The sequence below is a fragment of the Microbacterium sp. SY138 genome (assembly GCF_039729145.1).
Classification (GTDB): domain Bacteria; phylum Actinomycetota; class Actinomycetes; order Actinomycetales; family Microbacteriaceae; genus Microbacterium; species Microbacterium maritypicum_A.
This window is the reverse complement of the sequence record NZ_CP155793.1, coordinates 2,765,548-2,780,231: the sequence shown is the minus strand read 5'-3', so window position 1 is coordinate 2,780,231 and position 14,684 is coordinate 2,765,548. Positions and strand designations below refer to the sequence as shown.

General features: G+C 65.1%; 18 protein-coding genes and 1 pseudogene. 9 read left to right on the top strand and 10 right to left on the bottom strand.

Going from position 1 to position 14,684, the window contains the following annotated elements:
- Position 1 precedes the first annotated feature (1 nt).
- Positions 2–289, bottom strand: coding sequence for a MerR family transcriptional regulator (locus tag ABDC25_RS13195; RefSeq protein ID WP_315072334.1), 288 nt, complete (start codon positions 287–289; stop codon positions 2–4).
- 476 nt (positions 290–765) lie between these two features.
- Here ABDC25_RS13195 and ABDC25_RS13190 point away from each other — a divergent pair, with 476 nt between their 5' ends.
- The 5 genes and pseudogenes from ABDC25_RS13190 (at position 766) to ABDC25_RS13170 (ending at position 3,455) form a co-directional block, all read left to right on the top strand.
- Positions 766–1,194 (top strand): Hsp20/alpha crystallin family protein, encoded by a 429-nt coding sequence (locus tag ABDC25_RS13190; protein WP_167256234.1) that lies wholly within the window; start codon positions 766–768, stop codon positions 1,192–1,194.
- A 95-nt stretch (positions 1,195–1,289) separates the two neighbouring features.
- Positions 1,290–1,514, top strand: coding sequence for a DUF2795 domain-containing protein (locus ABDC25_RS13185; protein WP_167255893.1), 225 nt, complete (start codon positions 1,290–1,292; stop codon positions 1,512–1,514).
- A gap of 27 nt (positions 1,515–1,541) precedes the next feature.
- Positions 1,542–1,898, top strand: a complete 357-nt coding sequence (locus ABDC25_RS13180) for a hypothetical protein (RefSeq protein ID WP_347123154.1) — start codon at positions 1,542–1,544, stop codon at positions 1,896–1,898.
- Positions 1,899–2,033: 135 nt separating this feature from the next.
- Positions 2,034–2,880 (top strand): annotated as a pseudogene (locus tag ABDC25_RS13175) (IS5 family transposase); the annotation flags it as partial.
- Positions 2,881–3,080: 200 nt separating this feature from the next.
- Positions 3,081–3,455: a VOC family protein gene (locus ABDC25_RS13170; protein WP_167255895.1), complete on the top strand. Its 375-nt coding sequence runs from the start codon at positions 3,081–3,083 to the stop codon at positions 3,453–3,455.
- Between the two features lie 257 nt (positions 3,456–3,712).
- Here the strand turns inward: ABDC25_RS13170 and ABDC25_RS13165 are convergent, their stop codons facing one another.
- The 9 genes from ABDC25_RS13165 to ABDC25_RS13125 all read right to left on the bottom strand — a co-directional run bounded on the left by ABDC25_RS13165 (position 3,713) and on the right by ABDC25_RS13125 (position 11,002).
- Positions 3,713–4,579 (bottom strand): F510_1955 family glycosylhydrolase, encoded by an 867-nt coding sequence (locus tag ABDC25_RS13165; protein WP_241830691.1) that lies wholly within the window; start codon positions 4,577–4,579, stop codon positions 3,713–3,715.
- Between the two features lie 60 nt (positions 4,580–4,639).
- Positions 4,640–5,239, bottom strand: a complete 600-nt coding sequence (locus tag ABDC25_RS13160; RefSeq protein WP_129172368.1) for a DUF305 domain-containing protein — start codon at positions 5,237–5,239, stop codon at positions 4,640–4,642.
- Between the two features lie 83 nt (positions 5,240–5,322).
- Positions 5,323–5,784, bottom strand: coding sequence for a DUF6153 family protein (locus tag ABDC25_RS13155; protein WP_243844927.1), 462 nt, complete (start codon positions 5,782–5,784; stop codon positions 5,323–5,325).
- Positions 5,785–5,835: 51 nt separating this feature from the next.
- Positions 5,836–7,956 (bottom strand): heavy metal translocating P-type ATPase, encoded by a 2,121-nt coding sequence (locus ABDC25_RS13150; protein WP_167255899.1) that lies wholly within the window; start codon positions 7,954–7,956, stop codon positions 5,836–5,838.
- A 54-nt stretch (positions 7,957–8,010) separates the two neighbouring features.
- On the bottom strand, positions 8,011–8,337 hold the full coding sequence (locus ABDC25_RS13145; protein WP_129172371.1) for a cation transporter: 327 nt from the start codon (positions 8,335–8,337) through the stop codon (positions 8,011–8,013).
- Between the two features lie 32 nt (positions 8,338–8,369).
- Complete coding sequence (locus tag ABDC25_RS13140) at positions 8,370–8,702, bottom strand: metal-sensitive transcriptional regulator (RefSeq protein WP_347123151.1); 333 nt, start codon at positions 8,700–8,702, stop codon at positions 8,370–8,372.
- 156 nt (positions 8,703–8,858) lie between these two features.
- The gene (locus tag ABDC25_RS13135; RefSeq protein ID WP_167255903.1) at positions 8,859–9,836 is read right to left on the bottom strand and encodes a bile acid:sodium symporter; all 978 of its coding nucleotides are present in this window, start codon (positions 9,834–9,836) and stop codon (positions 8,859–8,861) included.
- 73 nt (positions 9,837–9,909) lie between these two features.
- Complete coding sequence (locus tag ABDC25_RS13130) at positions 9,910–10,305, bottom strand: low molecular weight phosphatase family protein (protein ID WP_167255905.1); 396 nt, start codon at positions 10,303–10,305, stop codon at positions 9,910–9,912.
- A 22-nt stretch (positions 10,306–10,327) separates the two neighbouring features.
- On the bottom strand, positions 10,328–11,002 hold the full coding sequence (locus ABDC25_RS13125; RefSeq protein WP_347123148.1) for a helix-turn-helix domain-containing protein: 675 nt from the start codon (positions 11,000–11,002) through the stop codon (positions 10,328–10,330).
- 48 nt (positions 11,003–11,050) lie between these two features.
- On the opposite strand from ABDC25_RS13125, the gene ABDC25_RS13120 reads away from it, so the two are divergent.
- The 4 genes from ABDC25_RS13120 (at position 11,051) to ABDC25_RS13105 (ending at position 14,665) form a co-directional block, all read left to right on the top strand.
- Positions 11,051–11,803 carry an MIP/aquaporin family protein gene (locus tag ABDC25_RS13120; protein WP_120227542.1) on the top strand — a complete coding sequence of 251 codons (753 nt, stop codon included), beginning with the start codon at positions 11,051–11,053 and terminating at the stop codon, positions 11,801–11,803.
- 11 nt (positions 11,804–11,814) lie between these two features.
- Positions 11,815–13,206, top strand: a complete 1,392-nt coding sequence (locus ABDC25_RS13115) for an FAD-dependent oxidoreductase (protein ID WP_347123146.1) — start codon at positions 11,815–11,817, stop codon at positions 13,204–13,206.
- 83 nt (positions 13,207–13,289) lie between these two features.
- Entirely contained in the window at positions 13,290–13,907 is a 618-nt protein-coding gene (locus tag ABDC25_RS13110; protein ID WP_347123144.1) for a TlpA disulfide reductase family protein, read from the top strand.
- On the top strand, positions 13,904–14,665 hold the full coding sequence (locus ABDC25_RS13105; RefSeq protein WP_167255911.1) for a cytochrome c biogenesis protein CcdA: 762 nt from the start codon (positions 13,904–13,906) through the stop codon (positions 14,663–14,665). The genes ABDC25_RS13110 and ABDC25_RS13105 overlap by 4 nt, the downstream gene beginning before the upstream one ends.
- Positions 14,666–14,684: the final 19 nt, after the last annotated feature.

Sequence of the window (14,684 nt, the reverse complement as noted above, 5' to 3'; positions counted from 1 at the left end):
CCTATTCCGGGTCTGCGCGGTCGAGTGACGCCCGCAGCTCGGCATTCTCATCCTGAAGGCCCATCACTTTGCCGATGCCAGCGAGGTTGACGCCGTCGGTTTGTAGGTCCGCGATGCGGCGCATCCGCTCTATGTCGTTCGCGCTGTAGCGGCGCGTTCCGCCGTCCGTGCGTGCGGGTTTGATCAGGGCCTTGCGCTCGTAGAGTCGCAGTGTCGCCGGAGGGAGATCGAGGAGCTCGGCCGCGATCCCCATCGTGTAGACGGGTCGCTCTTGAGGAGTCGATTCCATGCAGAAATTTTGCTCGAAGCGCTTGCATCAGGTCAAGTAGCCGGGTTATAAAATATGCATCAAGTGATCCAGATCTCTCGGGGTTGCAGGTGTTGGAATCTCCGACGCCCGCAGCAGTTGGCGATGACAGGTATGGAGGTGATTTACCGTGGCGGTACCGAGCCGGGTCGATGACACGCGGGTCGTGTTCGCGGACATCGTTTGCGCGGATCCCGAGTGGGTCCGTACCGAGTTCGATCGGATGGTGGCCGGCATCCGCGCCCTGTCGACCATGACAGCCGCGATGCCACCTCGCGCAAAAGCTCCCGCAGGTCCGCGGCAATTTGTGACGCCGCCTGCTGGGATCCTCCGGGCAGACGAGCTTCCCGAGCGGGTGCGCGCGCCTCCGTGTGATGTGGCCGCGCGCGGCCTCCACCGTTGATCATCATTCGTCGAACGGCGTCACGCCGTTCATCTTCGGAAGGAGATTTTTCGCCATGTCGATGTCATTTGATCCTTTCAGCCAGCTGGACCGGATCGCGCAGAGCGTGTTCGACACCAGCAGGCAGCCGCGTCTGATGCCCGTGGATCTGTTCCGCGAAGGCGACCGCTACGTCCTCAACGCTGACCTCCCGGGGGTTGACCCCGGTTCGGTCGACGTGGATGTCGACGGTCACCTCCTCACGATCCGTGCCGAACGCACGGAGGCGAGCCGCGACAACTCTCGCTGGCTGGCACAGGAGCGCCCCTTCGGCTCGTACGTCCGCCGATTCACCATCGGCGACGACGTCGATGCCCAGGGCATCAGCGCCACCTACAACAACGGTGTGCTCAGCGTGATTATCCCTATCGCTGAACGCGCCAAGCCGCGCAAGATCCAGATCGAATCGATGGGCTCTCACGACACCAAGGCCGTGACCGCCTAACTCATCGGATCCCCGCGTCACCGCAGCGACGGTGGGTGGTCGCACTACTCGTCGCGACCGCCCACCGTCCCCAACACCCTTCGGAAGGACGACCCATGTCACTCTCACCGTCGCTCGAACGATTCCTCACCGAAATGGAATACCCCGCCACACGGGACGATCTCCTCCGCGAGGCCACCCGTGACGGGCTCGGCGCAGACGACCGTGCGCTTTTGCAGGACCTCCCCGAACAGAACTACGGCGCCGCCTGGCATCTCCGCCTCAAGCTCACCTCACGGATCCTGTCCGAGAGTCTGGCACCCTCGCTCGTGAACGCCTGAGGGGGACCGGGGACCTACCCATGCCGAATGAGAGCTGTCAAGGATCTTCTCCTGGAAGCTACGCACCGCGACAGTGAGGATGTCGAGATGGAGGACGAGATGACGGAACTGGCTCAGGCGCGGTTCGAACTCCGCAAAGTCGCGGAGAAAGACTGGCTGATCCTCGACCACAAATACGAAGCCGACGACCCCCGCCGTACTGTCGGTTGCGTCTACGAAGTTGACCCGTACGAAGTCGAAGTGATGTGGATGCGTACCTTGCCCGTCGCGACACGGTACATGTCACCCGTCGAGGCGCTCGACGATGTGCGGCGACTGCACGAGCAGAGCAGGTCAACGCGACCCATCACCATTCCGCACCATCCTCCTCTCCTCCCCACATAACGTCGCGGCTGGGCTGTTGAGGCGCTCAATTGTGCGAGCACCGCGACCGGGAGAAGCACGGAGCACGGAACTCACGTCTAGCCCTAGGCCGTGTTGATAAACGCCTTCGGGTGCCTCGTGGGCGAATCTTGAACCGTGTTGCGTGATGTGATCTCGGATGAGGCGTGGGCTGTGATCGGGCCGCTGTTCCCGACTGCGAAGTCGACGGGTCGGCCGCCGGTGGATCGGCGCACGGTGGTCGAGGCGATGGCGTGGCGGTTCCGGACCGGGGCACCGTGGCGGGACGTGCCGGAGCGGTTCGGGAACTGGAACACGATCTACAAGAACTTCAACCGGTGGTCCGAGCAGGGCGTGTGGGCGCGGGTGCTGGAGAAGACACAGTCGCTCGCGCAGCAGTCCGGTGATCTGGATTGGGTCGCGTCGATCGACTCCACGATCGTGCGCGTGCATCAGCATGGTGCGACCCTTCCGCGCACCACGGGGGGCATTGTCGAACTACAAGAAGTTCGGTGACGAGCCGCCCGATCATGCGATCGGCCGCTCCCGTGGCGGGTTGACGACGAAGAATCACCTGGTCTGCGACGGGAAGGGACGCGCTCTCGCGTTCATCCTCACCCCGGGGCAGGCGGCGGACACCAGCATGCTGCCCGCGACGCTGCGCGAGATCCGCGTCCCCGGCGCGAGGGGTAGGCCACGGTCGAGGCCGGACCGGGTGCTCGCGGACAGGGGCTACCCATCGAAGGCGAACCGGGCCGGGCTGCGCGAGCGCGGGATCGCGGCGACGATCCCGGAGCGTGAGGATCAGATCGCTCACCGACGCAAGCGGCGCGGCCGGCCGATCGACTTCGGTGACGAGCAGCGGGCCCGCTACCGCGGCCGTAACGTCGTCGAGCGGTGCTTCAACAAGCTCAAGCAGTGGCGCGGGATAGCGATGCGCTCAGACAAGCTCGCCCGCAACTACCACGCCGGCCTCTGCCTCGCCGCCACTCTGCACTGGCTCGGCAGCATGTCGGCTCCGGAGCGCATCGAGGGAGATCAACTCGCGGTCACGGTATCCTTGTGAGCATGATGACCAGCCAGGCCCGCGTCGGCCGCTCCCAGAACGGCGATCTGGTCGTGCGCTGATCCGCGCTCCTCCTTGTGTGAGTGACCCAAACTCACCCACACGACACAAGGAGAATCATGACAGCACACTTCAACCACACAATCATCGCCTCGATCGACGCTGCCGAAATGGCGGAGTTCTATCGTGACCTGCTCGAAGCCGACGACGCGCCCGCATGGGGCCCGTTCGTCAACGTCCAGATCGCCGGCGGGGTATTGCTGCAGTTCGCAGCCCCGCCGATGGAGTTCCCGCCGCAGCACTACGCATTTCTCCTCGAAGACCCCCACTTCGACCGTGCATACGCCAAGATCACTGACTACGGCTTCGATCACTGGGCAGACCCCCAGCGCTCCAAGCCCGGAGAGATCAACCACGAGCACGGCGGTCGAGGCGTCTACCTTCTCGATCCCTCAGGGCACTATCTCGAGCTGATCACCCAGCCGTACCTCTGACCCGCAGCGGGCGCGACGGAACATTCGCTCCGCCCACCCTGATGCTGACCGGGGGCGGGGCCGGCTCGAAACCCCGACCCCGGTTTAGCAACACGGCCTAGCTATAGGCCCCGCCAGAAACGATCGTTTGCGGCAGCAGCAGTTAGTCGGCGCTCGAAGGCGTGCCGCTATGGTTCGCCGAAACCTCTTATCGGCAGACAGTTTCGGCGTATAGCGGGACAAGTGAGCGCCTTCCGCTGGAGATGTCGTCTTCTCGGCTACTTGGCGATTGCCGCCAGGCCGCTGTCATCAAAGACCAAGATGTCACCGTCGTTCGTGGTCGCGAGCGCTTGCGCGGAGCCATGGGTGACGCCGGCGGGAACCCACTCGGCGTTGGATCCTGTGCTGGCCCAGATCTGCCCGCCGCGGCCGACACCGACCAGCTGTTTGCCGTCAGGCGATACGGCGAGGAGGTAGAGCGCAGGTGCGTCGTTCAGGGGCGCGAAGGTGGCGCCCTCATCAGTGCTGATTTGCAGCCCGTCTGGGGTGGCAGCGATCAGTTGTCCCGCGTTGTCGAGGACGAGGCTGAACGCCAGGATTTCTCCGACCGGCGACCAGGTCTCACCGAGATCGTCGGTGCGGAGGAGCTCCGCGGAGTCCGAGGCGATCCCGTAGAGGGTGTCGTTCTTCCCGGCGGCAAGGACGTGGAAGTCTTTCTCGCCAGTGAACGAGACGGGCGTCCAAGATCTGGCGCTGTCGTCGCTCCGGATGATTCCGAGGTTGGGGGAGCCGAGTTCTGGGGGCGTGGTCGGTCCGGGATGCCCGGACGCGAGGAGAGCGTCACCGACGGTGATGAGGCCCATCGCGTCGAAGTCGGTGGTCTCGATACGGGAGCCGACCTCGCCATCGGATGTGGCCGTGTAGATCCCGTCATGGGCGCCCAGGAGGTACCCGTCCTCTGCGGGGTTGGGCACGATCGCGTGAACGTGGCTGATGGTGGTGGCGTGGTCGTGTCCGGTGGTGGGCTCGGCGGGTGCGGTGCACCCGGCCAGCACGATGCTGGCCGAGATCGTTGTCGCGACCGTGAGTGCCGCACGGCGTCGCGTTCGGAAGGTGGGCAGCATGGACGTCTTGAGGGTTCGCATGATGGTGTGCGCAACAGATCACTGGGTGGGGTGCGGGAGTCCCGCACCCCACCCAATGGATCACAGGGTTGCGAGGATCTCCTTCATGGTGGCGATCTCTTCGGTCTGCGCGTCGATGATCGTCTCAGCGAGTGCGACGGCGTCGCTGTTCTGACCGTTGTCGACTTCTTCCTGTGCCATGTCGACAGCGCCCTCATGGTGCTGGATCATCTGCTCGAGGAACAGACGCCCCGCATCGGGACCGGTGGCATCTTCGAGGGCTTGCATGTCTTCCTCGGACATCATGCCGTCGCCGTGATCCATGCCCTCCATGCTGTCCATCTCCGCGCCCCAGTCTTCAAGCCACTGATCCATCTTCTGGATCTCCGGCTCCTGAGCGGCCTTGATCTCTTCCGCGAGAGCAACGACGCGTTCATCGACGCCGTCCTTGCTGAGAAGGACGTCGGACATTTCGATGGCCTGCGCGTGGTGCTCCTTCATCATGCTGGCGAACATGATGTCGGCGTCATTCGCGTCGGCTGTGTCGGCGGGTGCGGACGAGCTTCCGCCGTGGTCCATGCCTTCCATGCCGTCGCCGGAACCGGTGTTTCCGGCGCAGCCGGTGAGAGCGAGCAGAGCTGTGAGGGTGAGTGCGGCGATCGCCGCGGGTCGAATCTTCATGAGTGTTCTCCAAGGGTCGGTGATGAGGCCCGGCTACTGCCGGCGCCAGGGGTGCGTTGCCTGCTGGGTGGGCTAGCGCGTCATCACGTGCGACTGATGCAGAGAACCGTGAGAGAAGGGGGTAGCGGGAGGGCGCGAGCGCGGGCAGGCGAGCGTGTCGTCGCGGCAGCGAGTACCGCGATAAGTGCGGTACGCCGCCAGCCGAGCCCGATCCGCCCGAGCAGGATGGTGGCGACCAGGAGCGCGAGAACGCACGCCATCCACGTCATCGAGTCCCCACCCCCGCACGTCGCGCATCCCGCGTCCACTTGCGGTGAGTCCGGCAAGACGGCGGAAGCGGACGCATCGCGATGATGGTCGGACGCTCCGGCTTGAGTGCTGACAGCGACGGTGTCGTGGTGGCCGGCAGTTGTCGCGTGCGAGTTGAAGGAGTGCATCGCCAGCAGGCCGGCGATGATGCCCACGGCGACCGCGATGACGGCCAAGACGGTGTGAGTGAGCGTGCGCGGTCCCCGCACCTGTTGTGCGACGTTGATCAGCGACATACTCACCTCCCGTTCCTATCAGCCTACGTCCGTCGTCCCGACTGTTTCTTGCTACTTGCTGGCCACTGCGTCGGGGCGCAGGTCCAGCCGGCGCAGCAGCTGCGCGTTGAGCGCGACGACGATGGTCGACAACGACATCAGCACGGCACCCACGGACATCGGGAGCACGAAACCGATGGGGGCGAGTACGCCTGCTGCGAGCGGGACGGAGAGGAGGTTGTAGCCGGCGGCCCACCAGAGGTTCTGCTTCATCTTCCGGTAGCTGGCTCGGGACAGTTCGATCACCGAGAGCACCGACCGGGGGTCGTCGCTGGCGAGGATGACGCCGGCGGAGGCGATCGCGACATCCGTTCCCGCACCGATGGCGATACCGACATCCGCCTGCGCGAGCGCAGGCGCATCGTTCACACCGTCTCCGACCATCGCGACCTTCCGGCCTTCGCCTTGCAGCTCTTTGACCTTCGAGGCCTTGTCCTCCGGTCGCACCCCGGCGAAGTAACGATCGATGCCCAGCTCGCCCGCCACGGAGGCGGCGACCGCATCGGCATCACCGGTGATCATGACCACCTGCACACCGCGCTCATGGAGGGCCTCGACTGCGTGACGCGACTCGGAGCGGATCTCGTCTGCCAGGCGTAGAGCGCCCGCAACCTTGCCGTCGACGAGGACGTGGAGGATGATCGCACCCTCATTGCGCCACTCGTCGGCAACCGGCAGCTCGTGGGCGTTCTCCTGCTCGAGCATGTACGGTCCACCGACTTGCACAACGTGTCCATCGACACGCGCACGAACTCCGACAGCCGGGGACGACTCGAAGTCAGAGGACGCGGGAACGGTGAGGTTCTTCTCCTTGGCCGCGTTCACGATCGCGCGGGCGAGGGGGTGCTCGGAGTCCGCTTCCGCGGCCGCAGCCCACGCCAGCAACTGGTCGGAATCGGTGCCGGAGACGGGGTCGATCGCGGTAACGGCGGGGGTGCCCTTAGTGAGGGTGCCGGTCTTGTCGAACAGGACCGTGTCGACGGTACGCATGCTCTCCAGCGCGAGACGATCCTTGATCAGCACACCCCCACGGGCGGCGCGCTCCGTCGCGATCGACACAACCAGTGGGATCGCCAAGCCGAGAGCGTGCGGGCAGGCGATCACGAGCACGGTGATCGTGCGGATCACCGCGGCGTCGGGCTGGCCGACGACCGTCCACACGATCGCGGTGATCGCGGCAGCGCCGAGCGCGAACCAGAACAACCACCCCGCCGCCTTATCCGCGAGCCGTTGCGCCCGCGACGACGAACTCTGCGCTTCGGTCACTAGCTTCTGAATCCCCGCCAGAGCAGTGTCCTCGCCGATCGCAGTGATCTCCACCCGCACACCAGAATCGGTCGCGACGGTGCCGGCGATGACCTGATCGCCGTCGCTACGGCGCACCGGCTGGGACTCGCCAGTGATCATCGACTCGTCCATGCTCGCCGAGCCCTGCACGATCCGCCCGTCCGCGGGGACCCGCCCGCCGGGGCGCACCACCACGACATCCCCCACCAGCAAGTCAGCAGGCGCGACAGTGGTTGTCGTGTCGCCCTCTACCTTCTCCGCCTCATCGGGCAGCAGAGCGGCAAGGGAATCCAGTGCCGAGGTGGTCTGCGCGAGAGAGCGCATCTCGATCCAGTGCCCGAGAAGCATGATCACGATCAGCAGGGCCAGCTCCCACCAGAAGTCCAGCTCGTGGTGCAACAGGCCCAGACTCGCACCCCATGACGCGAGGAACGCGACCGTGATCGCGAGGGCGATCAGCAGCATCATCCCGGGCTTACGGGCGCGAAGCTCACTCACCGCGCCGGTGAGGAACGGGGCACCGCCCCACACATACATGACGGTTCCGAGAACCGGGGAGATCCACCCGACCCAGGCGGTGTCTGGCAGTGGGTATCCGAGCAGCATCGAGAACATCATCGAGAACCCGACAACCGGGACCGCGAGGATCAGCATGATCCAGAACAACCGCCGGAACTGGCCCACATGATCACCGTGGCCACCATGTCCGCTGTGACCACCATGGCCGCTATGTTCTGGCGAAGTGTCGTGATCGTGGCTCATCGCCGCGTGGTCATGCTCCGTTGTCGGCGCGCTGCCGTGGTTCTCGTGCGCGGCGTGATGGCTATGTTCGTCATGCTGGCTCATCGGAACTCCTTGCTCGGATGCGCCCGGTCGAGCCGGGTGCAGACAGTTAGCGACTCAGGCCTGGCTGGTCGCGAGGGTATAGCCGGCCTCTTCGACCGCAGCCCTCACAGCAGCAGGATCGACCGGTGCTGCGCTGTGGATGGTCACGCGGGAGATGCCGCCGGCGTTCAAGTCGACGTCGACGGACTCGACACCGTCCACAGCCGTCAGTTCGTCACTGACGCTCGACACGCAATGCGAGCACGTCATACCCGCAACCAAAACCTCTTCCGAGGAAGACGAGGCCGCAGTGGGTGTGGATGCCTCGGTGTTCGATGGAACGGCACAGCACGCGCAGCCAGCGTTCTCGTCCTTCAGGCCAAGTTCAATGCGATCAGTCATCGTGTGCTCCTTCAAGTAGACAGACGTGGCGGTTATGAACGGACCAGGCGGGCAATGGCTTCGTTAGCCTCGCGGACCTTCTCTGCCGCGACTTCGCCGCCCTCAGCGCTGGCCTCGGCGACGCAATGACTCAGATGATCGCTCAGCAGCGACAACGCCACCGCTTCGAGCGCTTTCGTCGCTGCAGAAACCTGCGTGAGGATGTCGATGCAGTACTTGTCTTCGTCGACCATCCGTGCGATCCCTCGCACCTGACCCTCGACGCGACTCAACCGCTTACGCAGATCAGCCTTGTTGTCGGTGTACCCGTTCGTGATTAAAACATACCCCCTGTGGGTATCCAACTCAAGGCCAGTCGTGTGCATTCCCGCGTGACTGGTAGCTCTAGCGGTGCGAGTCCGACGAGAACTCGTGCGCCTGCCGTAAACGATCGTTTTCGGCGTGAGACCGTTCTGTGGCCGTGAGCAGCTGCCGATAACGCTCTCCAGAAGTCCCTTACGGCAGGGGTTTTCGGCGGTGCCTCAATCGGTTGCGAGACGACGGTCACCCACGAGCCGGGGGATCAGGCGGACAAAGATCACCATGGCGACGAGCTCGACGAGTGTTTGCGTCACGACGGCGAGAGGGGCAAGGGCGAACGATGTGGGGAGCGCGAGGGCGAGCGGGAGAACCACTAGGGAGTTGCGGGTCGCGCCGGAGAATACGACGGCGCGAGTGCTGGAGACATCGAGTCGTGCCGCACGCCCCGCGAATATCCCTACCGGGATCATGACCGCCGCGAAGGCGGCATAGATCGGAACTGTGGCGAACAGTGCAGGAAGTTGCCGGCTGACGCCGTAGACCTGGGAAGCGACGACGACGGCGAGCGTGAGCATCATCAGCGGCACCATGGCGGCTAGAGCGGTGTCTCGGAGAGTGCGGCCCCAGCGCGTGCGGGAGGCGACGTACTGGGTGAGGCCGGCCGCCATGAGCGGGAGCACGATGAGCAGGAGGAAAGCGTCGACGAAGGGCGCGAGGTCGACCGCGGCGACGAGTTCAGGGCCGACGAACAGCCAGAGGTATGCCGGCAGGAGCAGCATCTGTCCCAGCATGAGGATCGGCGCGGCCGCAAGTAGCCGTTCCTTCGCCCCTCCGGCGAGCCCCGTGAAGACGATCACATAGTCGATGCAGGGCGTCAGCAAGACGAACAGCACACCCACCAGCAGCGCCTGGTCGTGAGCGACGAACCGAGACAGGCAGAACACGATGACGGGGGCGATCACGAAGTTCACGACCAGCACCACGGACAGGAACCGCATATCGCGGAAGGCGCGTCCGATCATCGAGAAAGGGACACCGAGGAATGTCGCGTACAGCAACAGCCCGAGAACGGGGTTGATCGCGAGCTCGAGAGGGTGCGCGGCTCCTGGTGTCAACAAGCCCAGCACGACGCCCGCAGCGATCGCTGCGAGATAGAGGGCGATCTGATGACGTTCCCACCAGGCGACGAGGTTGCTCACGTTCCCAGCATGTCGACTCACCCGGTCCCGCACGAATCACCCACGCCAGGGCCGGGTTCGTGACAAGGGAAACTCAGGTGAGAATCGTCGTACGAATCTTCTCGGCCACCGCTTCCCGTAGCGGGCGCACTGCTTCGGCGTCCCAGGACTCGGGGTTGGGGAACGACCACTCCAGAACCTTTCCGCGAGGGGTGGAAGGCAGGGTGAGTCCGGGCTTCATAAGGACGATGAGGTCGGCGGCGTCCAGGTCTTCGACTGTGACGGCGCGCGGTACGCGATCGGTGATTTTCATTCCGAGTTCTGCGACAGTGTCGGCCACGGCCGGGTTCACTTCGTCGGCGGGGGAGAGGCCCGCAGACGTGGCCCGAAACCGGTCCCCGGCCAGGTGCTCTAGGAGAGCCGCGCCGAGCTGCGACCGGCCGGCGTTGTGCTGGCAGATGAAAAGGACGGTCGGAGTGGTGTCAGTCACGGGGGCTCTTTCAGGTTGGGTTTCAGCTGGCGGCGAGCCGGGGTGCGAGTTCCGCGATGCGGCGCTCCAGCTCGTCGTAGGCGGTGTCGAAGGCGTCATCGGTGCCGATCCGAACGGGGTCGGGGATCGACCAGTGCAGGTGTCCGATGGCGCCGAGTTCTTCGTGGGCGCTGTCGCACACCGTCACCACGAAATCTGAATCGGTCAGGACCGAAGTCAGAGCGCGGGGTGCCTCATCGTGCAGCGCGAGAGTGTAGCGATCGGCAGCGGCGACTGCGCCCGGATCTATCCGCCCCGTCGGGTGCGTTCCTCCCGACGTCGCGGGGATACTGCTGCGGGTCGACCACAACGCCGCGGCGAGCTGCGACCGGGCGGAGTTCGCCGTACAAACGAACACGACGCGATCTGCGCGCTCGACCCGGCCGGGTGTGAGCCCGCGGAGTGCGTTATCTGAGAGGTGAACGTAGCTGCGCCGTCTATCGGCCTCCGAGCGGGACCGCGAGACCATCCCCACCGACTCCAGCACGTTCAGATGATGGGTGACGAGGTTGGAGGGAAGGCCCAACGCCATTCCGATTTCGGTGGGCGAGAGGTCGCCCAGCGTGAGACGATCGACGATCCGCAGGCGAGATGGGTCGCTCAGCGCAGCGTGCTTCGCGGCGCGCACCTCCACCTGGTCAGTTCGTTCAGTGTTCATTGTCTCAATCTTGACTGAAGTACCCCGTTCGGGTCAAGATGAGCCGACATGAAAACACCTCACCCCGCCCTCGCGCGGCCACACCTTCTGCGCCGAGCTACCGCCGAGTTCCTTGGAACTGGTCTGCTCGTCACTATCGTGGTGGGTTCCGGTATCGCCGCGCAGCGGTTGTCCCCGGATGATGTCGGCCTCCAGCTGCTGGAGAACAGCCTGACCACTGCCCTCGGTCTGACGGTGCTGATCCTGATGCTCGGGCCAGTGTCTGGCGCGCACTTCAACCCCGTGGTGACGGTCGCGGACTGGCTGCTTGGCCGCAGCGCCAGCACCGGGCTTCCGTTGCGCGACGTCGCTGCGTACGTGCTCGCGCAGATCTTCGGCGGCATCGCCGGCACCCTGCTAGCGGGGGTCATGTTCGACACCGGCCCCGGGTTCTCGTCCAACGACCGGGCCACAGGCGGGCACCTGGTCGGGGAAGTGGTCGCCACTGCAGGGCTCGTGCTGCTGATCTTCGCTCTCGCCCGCACCGGAAAGGGGTCGGTCACGGCCGCCGCGGTCGGTGCGTACATCGGCGCGGCCTACTGGTTCACCAGCTCCACATCGTTCGCGAATCCCGCCGTCACGATCGCTCGCATGTTCACCGATACGTTCGCCGGTATCGCACCGTCGTCTGTGGCGCCGTTCATCGCTGCACAGCTCGTCGGGGCTGCCATCGGCCTCGCACTGCTCCTCGCCCTCTATCCAATCGCCGCCCGCACGGCCGGCGACGTCGTGGTTCCTCAGAAACTCGAAACCCAGCCCTGAAAGGCGCCTTCATGCATCTTGTAGCGATCGGCGGAAGCGACGCCGGAATCTCCACCGCCCTCCGGGCCCGTGAACTCGACCCGTCCGTCGATGTCACAGTCGTCGTGGCCGACGCCTACCCGAACTTCTCGATCTGCGGCATCCCGTACTACTTCTCCCGCGAGGTGCAGCCCTGGCAGTCGCTCGCCCACCGCACCCACGCAGATCTCGAAGCCACCGGCATGAACCTCCGTCTGGACACCCTCGCCACCAGCATCGACGTCGACAGCCGCCGGCTCACCGTCCGCGACGCCGACGGCACGGAATCGACCATCCCGTACGACGAGCTCATGGTCGGCACGGGGGCAGCGCCGTCGACAGCCGGAATATCAGGGCTTGACCAGCTCGGCCCCGACGACGGCGTGCACCTGCTGCACTCGATGGGCGACACGTTCGCGCTCGAGAAGTACCTCGACGAGCACCAGCCCGAGACGGCAATCATCGTAGGAGCTGGCTACGTCGGCCTCGAAATGGCCGAAGCGCTCACTGTGCGCGGCCTCCAGGTCACCCAACTCCAGCGCGGCCCCGAAGTCCTCTCCACCCTCGATCCCGAACTCGGCTCACTCGTCCACGACGAACTCACCCGACACGGCGTCGACGTCCTCACCGATACGCGCGTCGAAGCCGTCGCCCGTGACGGCGGCAGGATCACCGTCACCGGCACTCACGATGGAGAGGCCCTCTCTCGCACCGCTGACGTGGTGCTCGTCGTCGTCGGCGTACGGCCCAACACCAGCCTTCTCACCGCAGCCGGCGCAACCACGGGCGCGGGCGGCGCTGTCGTCGTCGACGAACAGATGCGCACCGGTCTGCCGAACGTGTGGGCGGCCGGCGACGGGGTGATCACCCACCACCGCCTGCTCGGCGTCACATACCTTCCTCTCGGCACCACGGCGCATAAGCAAGGACGCGTCGCAGGGGAGAACGCAATCGGCGGGGATACACGGTTCGCAGGGAGCCTCGGCACGCAGGTCGTGAAGGTCTTCGACCTCGTTGCAGCTCGCACGGGCCTCCGCGACCACGAAGCAGCTGCCGCAGGCTTCGCACCACACAGTCACACCGCGATCGCGGACGACCACAAGCGGTACTACCCGGGCGCGACGCCCATCAACATCCGCATCACCGGAGACACCCGAGATGGCCGTCTGCTCGGCGCGCAGCTCGTCGGCACCCGCGGTGCGGAAATCTCCAAGCGCGTCGACACCTACGCCACAGCGCTGCACCACGGAATGACCGTCGCAGCAATGAGTGACCTCGACCTCTCCTACACACCCCCGCTCGGCTCCCCATGGGACGCCGTCCAGGTCGCAACCCAGGCATGGGAGCGCGAACCGCGCCTATCGGCGGCGTTCAATGTGTTCTAGAGCGGCGTTTGGATTGCGGCCTCGAGATCGCGAAATAGTTGGGGCTCGGCGGACGCATAGGTGATCTGCATAGAGTGCGAAACATGTCCCGAAACCCGCAATTCCGTACCGTTCGTGGGTCGGTCGGACTCATGTTCGCTGCGGTGTTCGCGATCGGCCTGAGCGGGTGTGCGCCGGATCCGGTCAGCGATTCCTTCCTGCGGGGCGAGAACACCGGCTATGTAGCCGCCAACGGCGCGATTGTCGAGATTCCGGTGGCCGAGCGGAGCGAACCGGTCGTCTTCAGCGGCATTACTGAAACTGGCGATGAGTTCGACAGTGCCGACAACTCTGGCAAGGTCACGGTGGTCAACTTTTGGTACGCCGGGTGCGCGCCGTGCCGCGTCGAGGCGAAGGATCTCGAGAGTGTCTGGCAGGAGTACAGCGGCGAAGATGTAGCTTTCATCGGCATCAATACCCGCGATCAGGCCGATACTGCCCAGGCCTTCTCTGACGAGTTCGGCGTCACCTACCCGAGCCTGATCGACGTGAACACGGCTGAGGCGAAACTCGCTTTCTCCAAGGTCGTGCCGATCCAGGCGACACCGACGACTCTCGTTCTCGACAGACAGGGCCGTGTCGCCGCCCGCATCATCGGACCCATCGACGGCACCTCGATCCTCTCGACGCTCGTCAAGGACGCTCTGGCGGAGACACCGTGAACGCCGACACCATCATCGGGTCTGGTGCGCTCTGGCTCGCAGTTCCCATCGCGATGCTCGCCGGTCTCGTGTCGTTTCTGTCGCCCTGCGTGCTCCCGCTGGTCCCCGGCTATCTCGGCTTCCTTGGCGGGGCGGTCACGCCTCGCTCGAAGGGTGGGGCGACGAACGCAGTCGCGCCCGGGCGCCGTCAGCTTGTAGCCGGCGTGCTGCTGTTCATCCTTGGCTTCAGTGTCGTCTTCGTTCTCGTCACTGCGCTGGGCGGGACGGCTGGCGTGTTCTTCCTCCGCTGGGGCGACGTGATCACACGTATCCTCGGAGTCGTCGTCATCCTCATGGGGCTCGTCTTCCTTGGACTGTTCAGCTTCGCCCAGCGCGAGGTCCGCTTCCACGTCGGCTCCCGGGCAGGAATCATAGGGGCGCCGCTACTCGGAGTGGCACTCGGTATCGGCTGGGCGCCATGCATGGGTCCGACGCTGGCCGCGATCATCGCGCTTTCGTTCAACGCGGGCGACCCTGTCCGGGCCGGCTTCCTTGGCCTCGCGTATTCGCTTGGCCTCGGCATCCCGTTCCTGCTGGTTGCACTCGGATTCGGTTGGGCGGCGAAGACAGTCGAGTTCCTCCGTCGTCACATCCGGGTGGTGAACGTCTGCGGCGGCATCCTGCTGATCGCCCTCGGCATCCTGATGGTGACCGGGCTGTGGACCGACATCATGTCGCGACTGACGGCGGTAATGGGCACCGTCATCCTCCCTCTCTGAGATCCTTAGCAAGGATGTC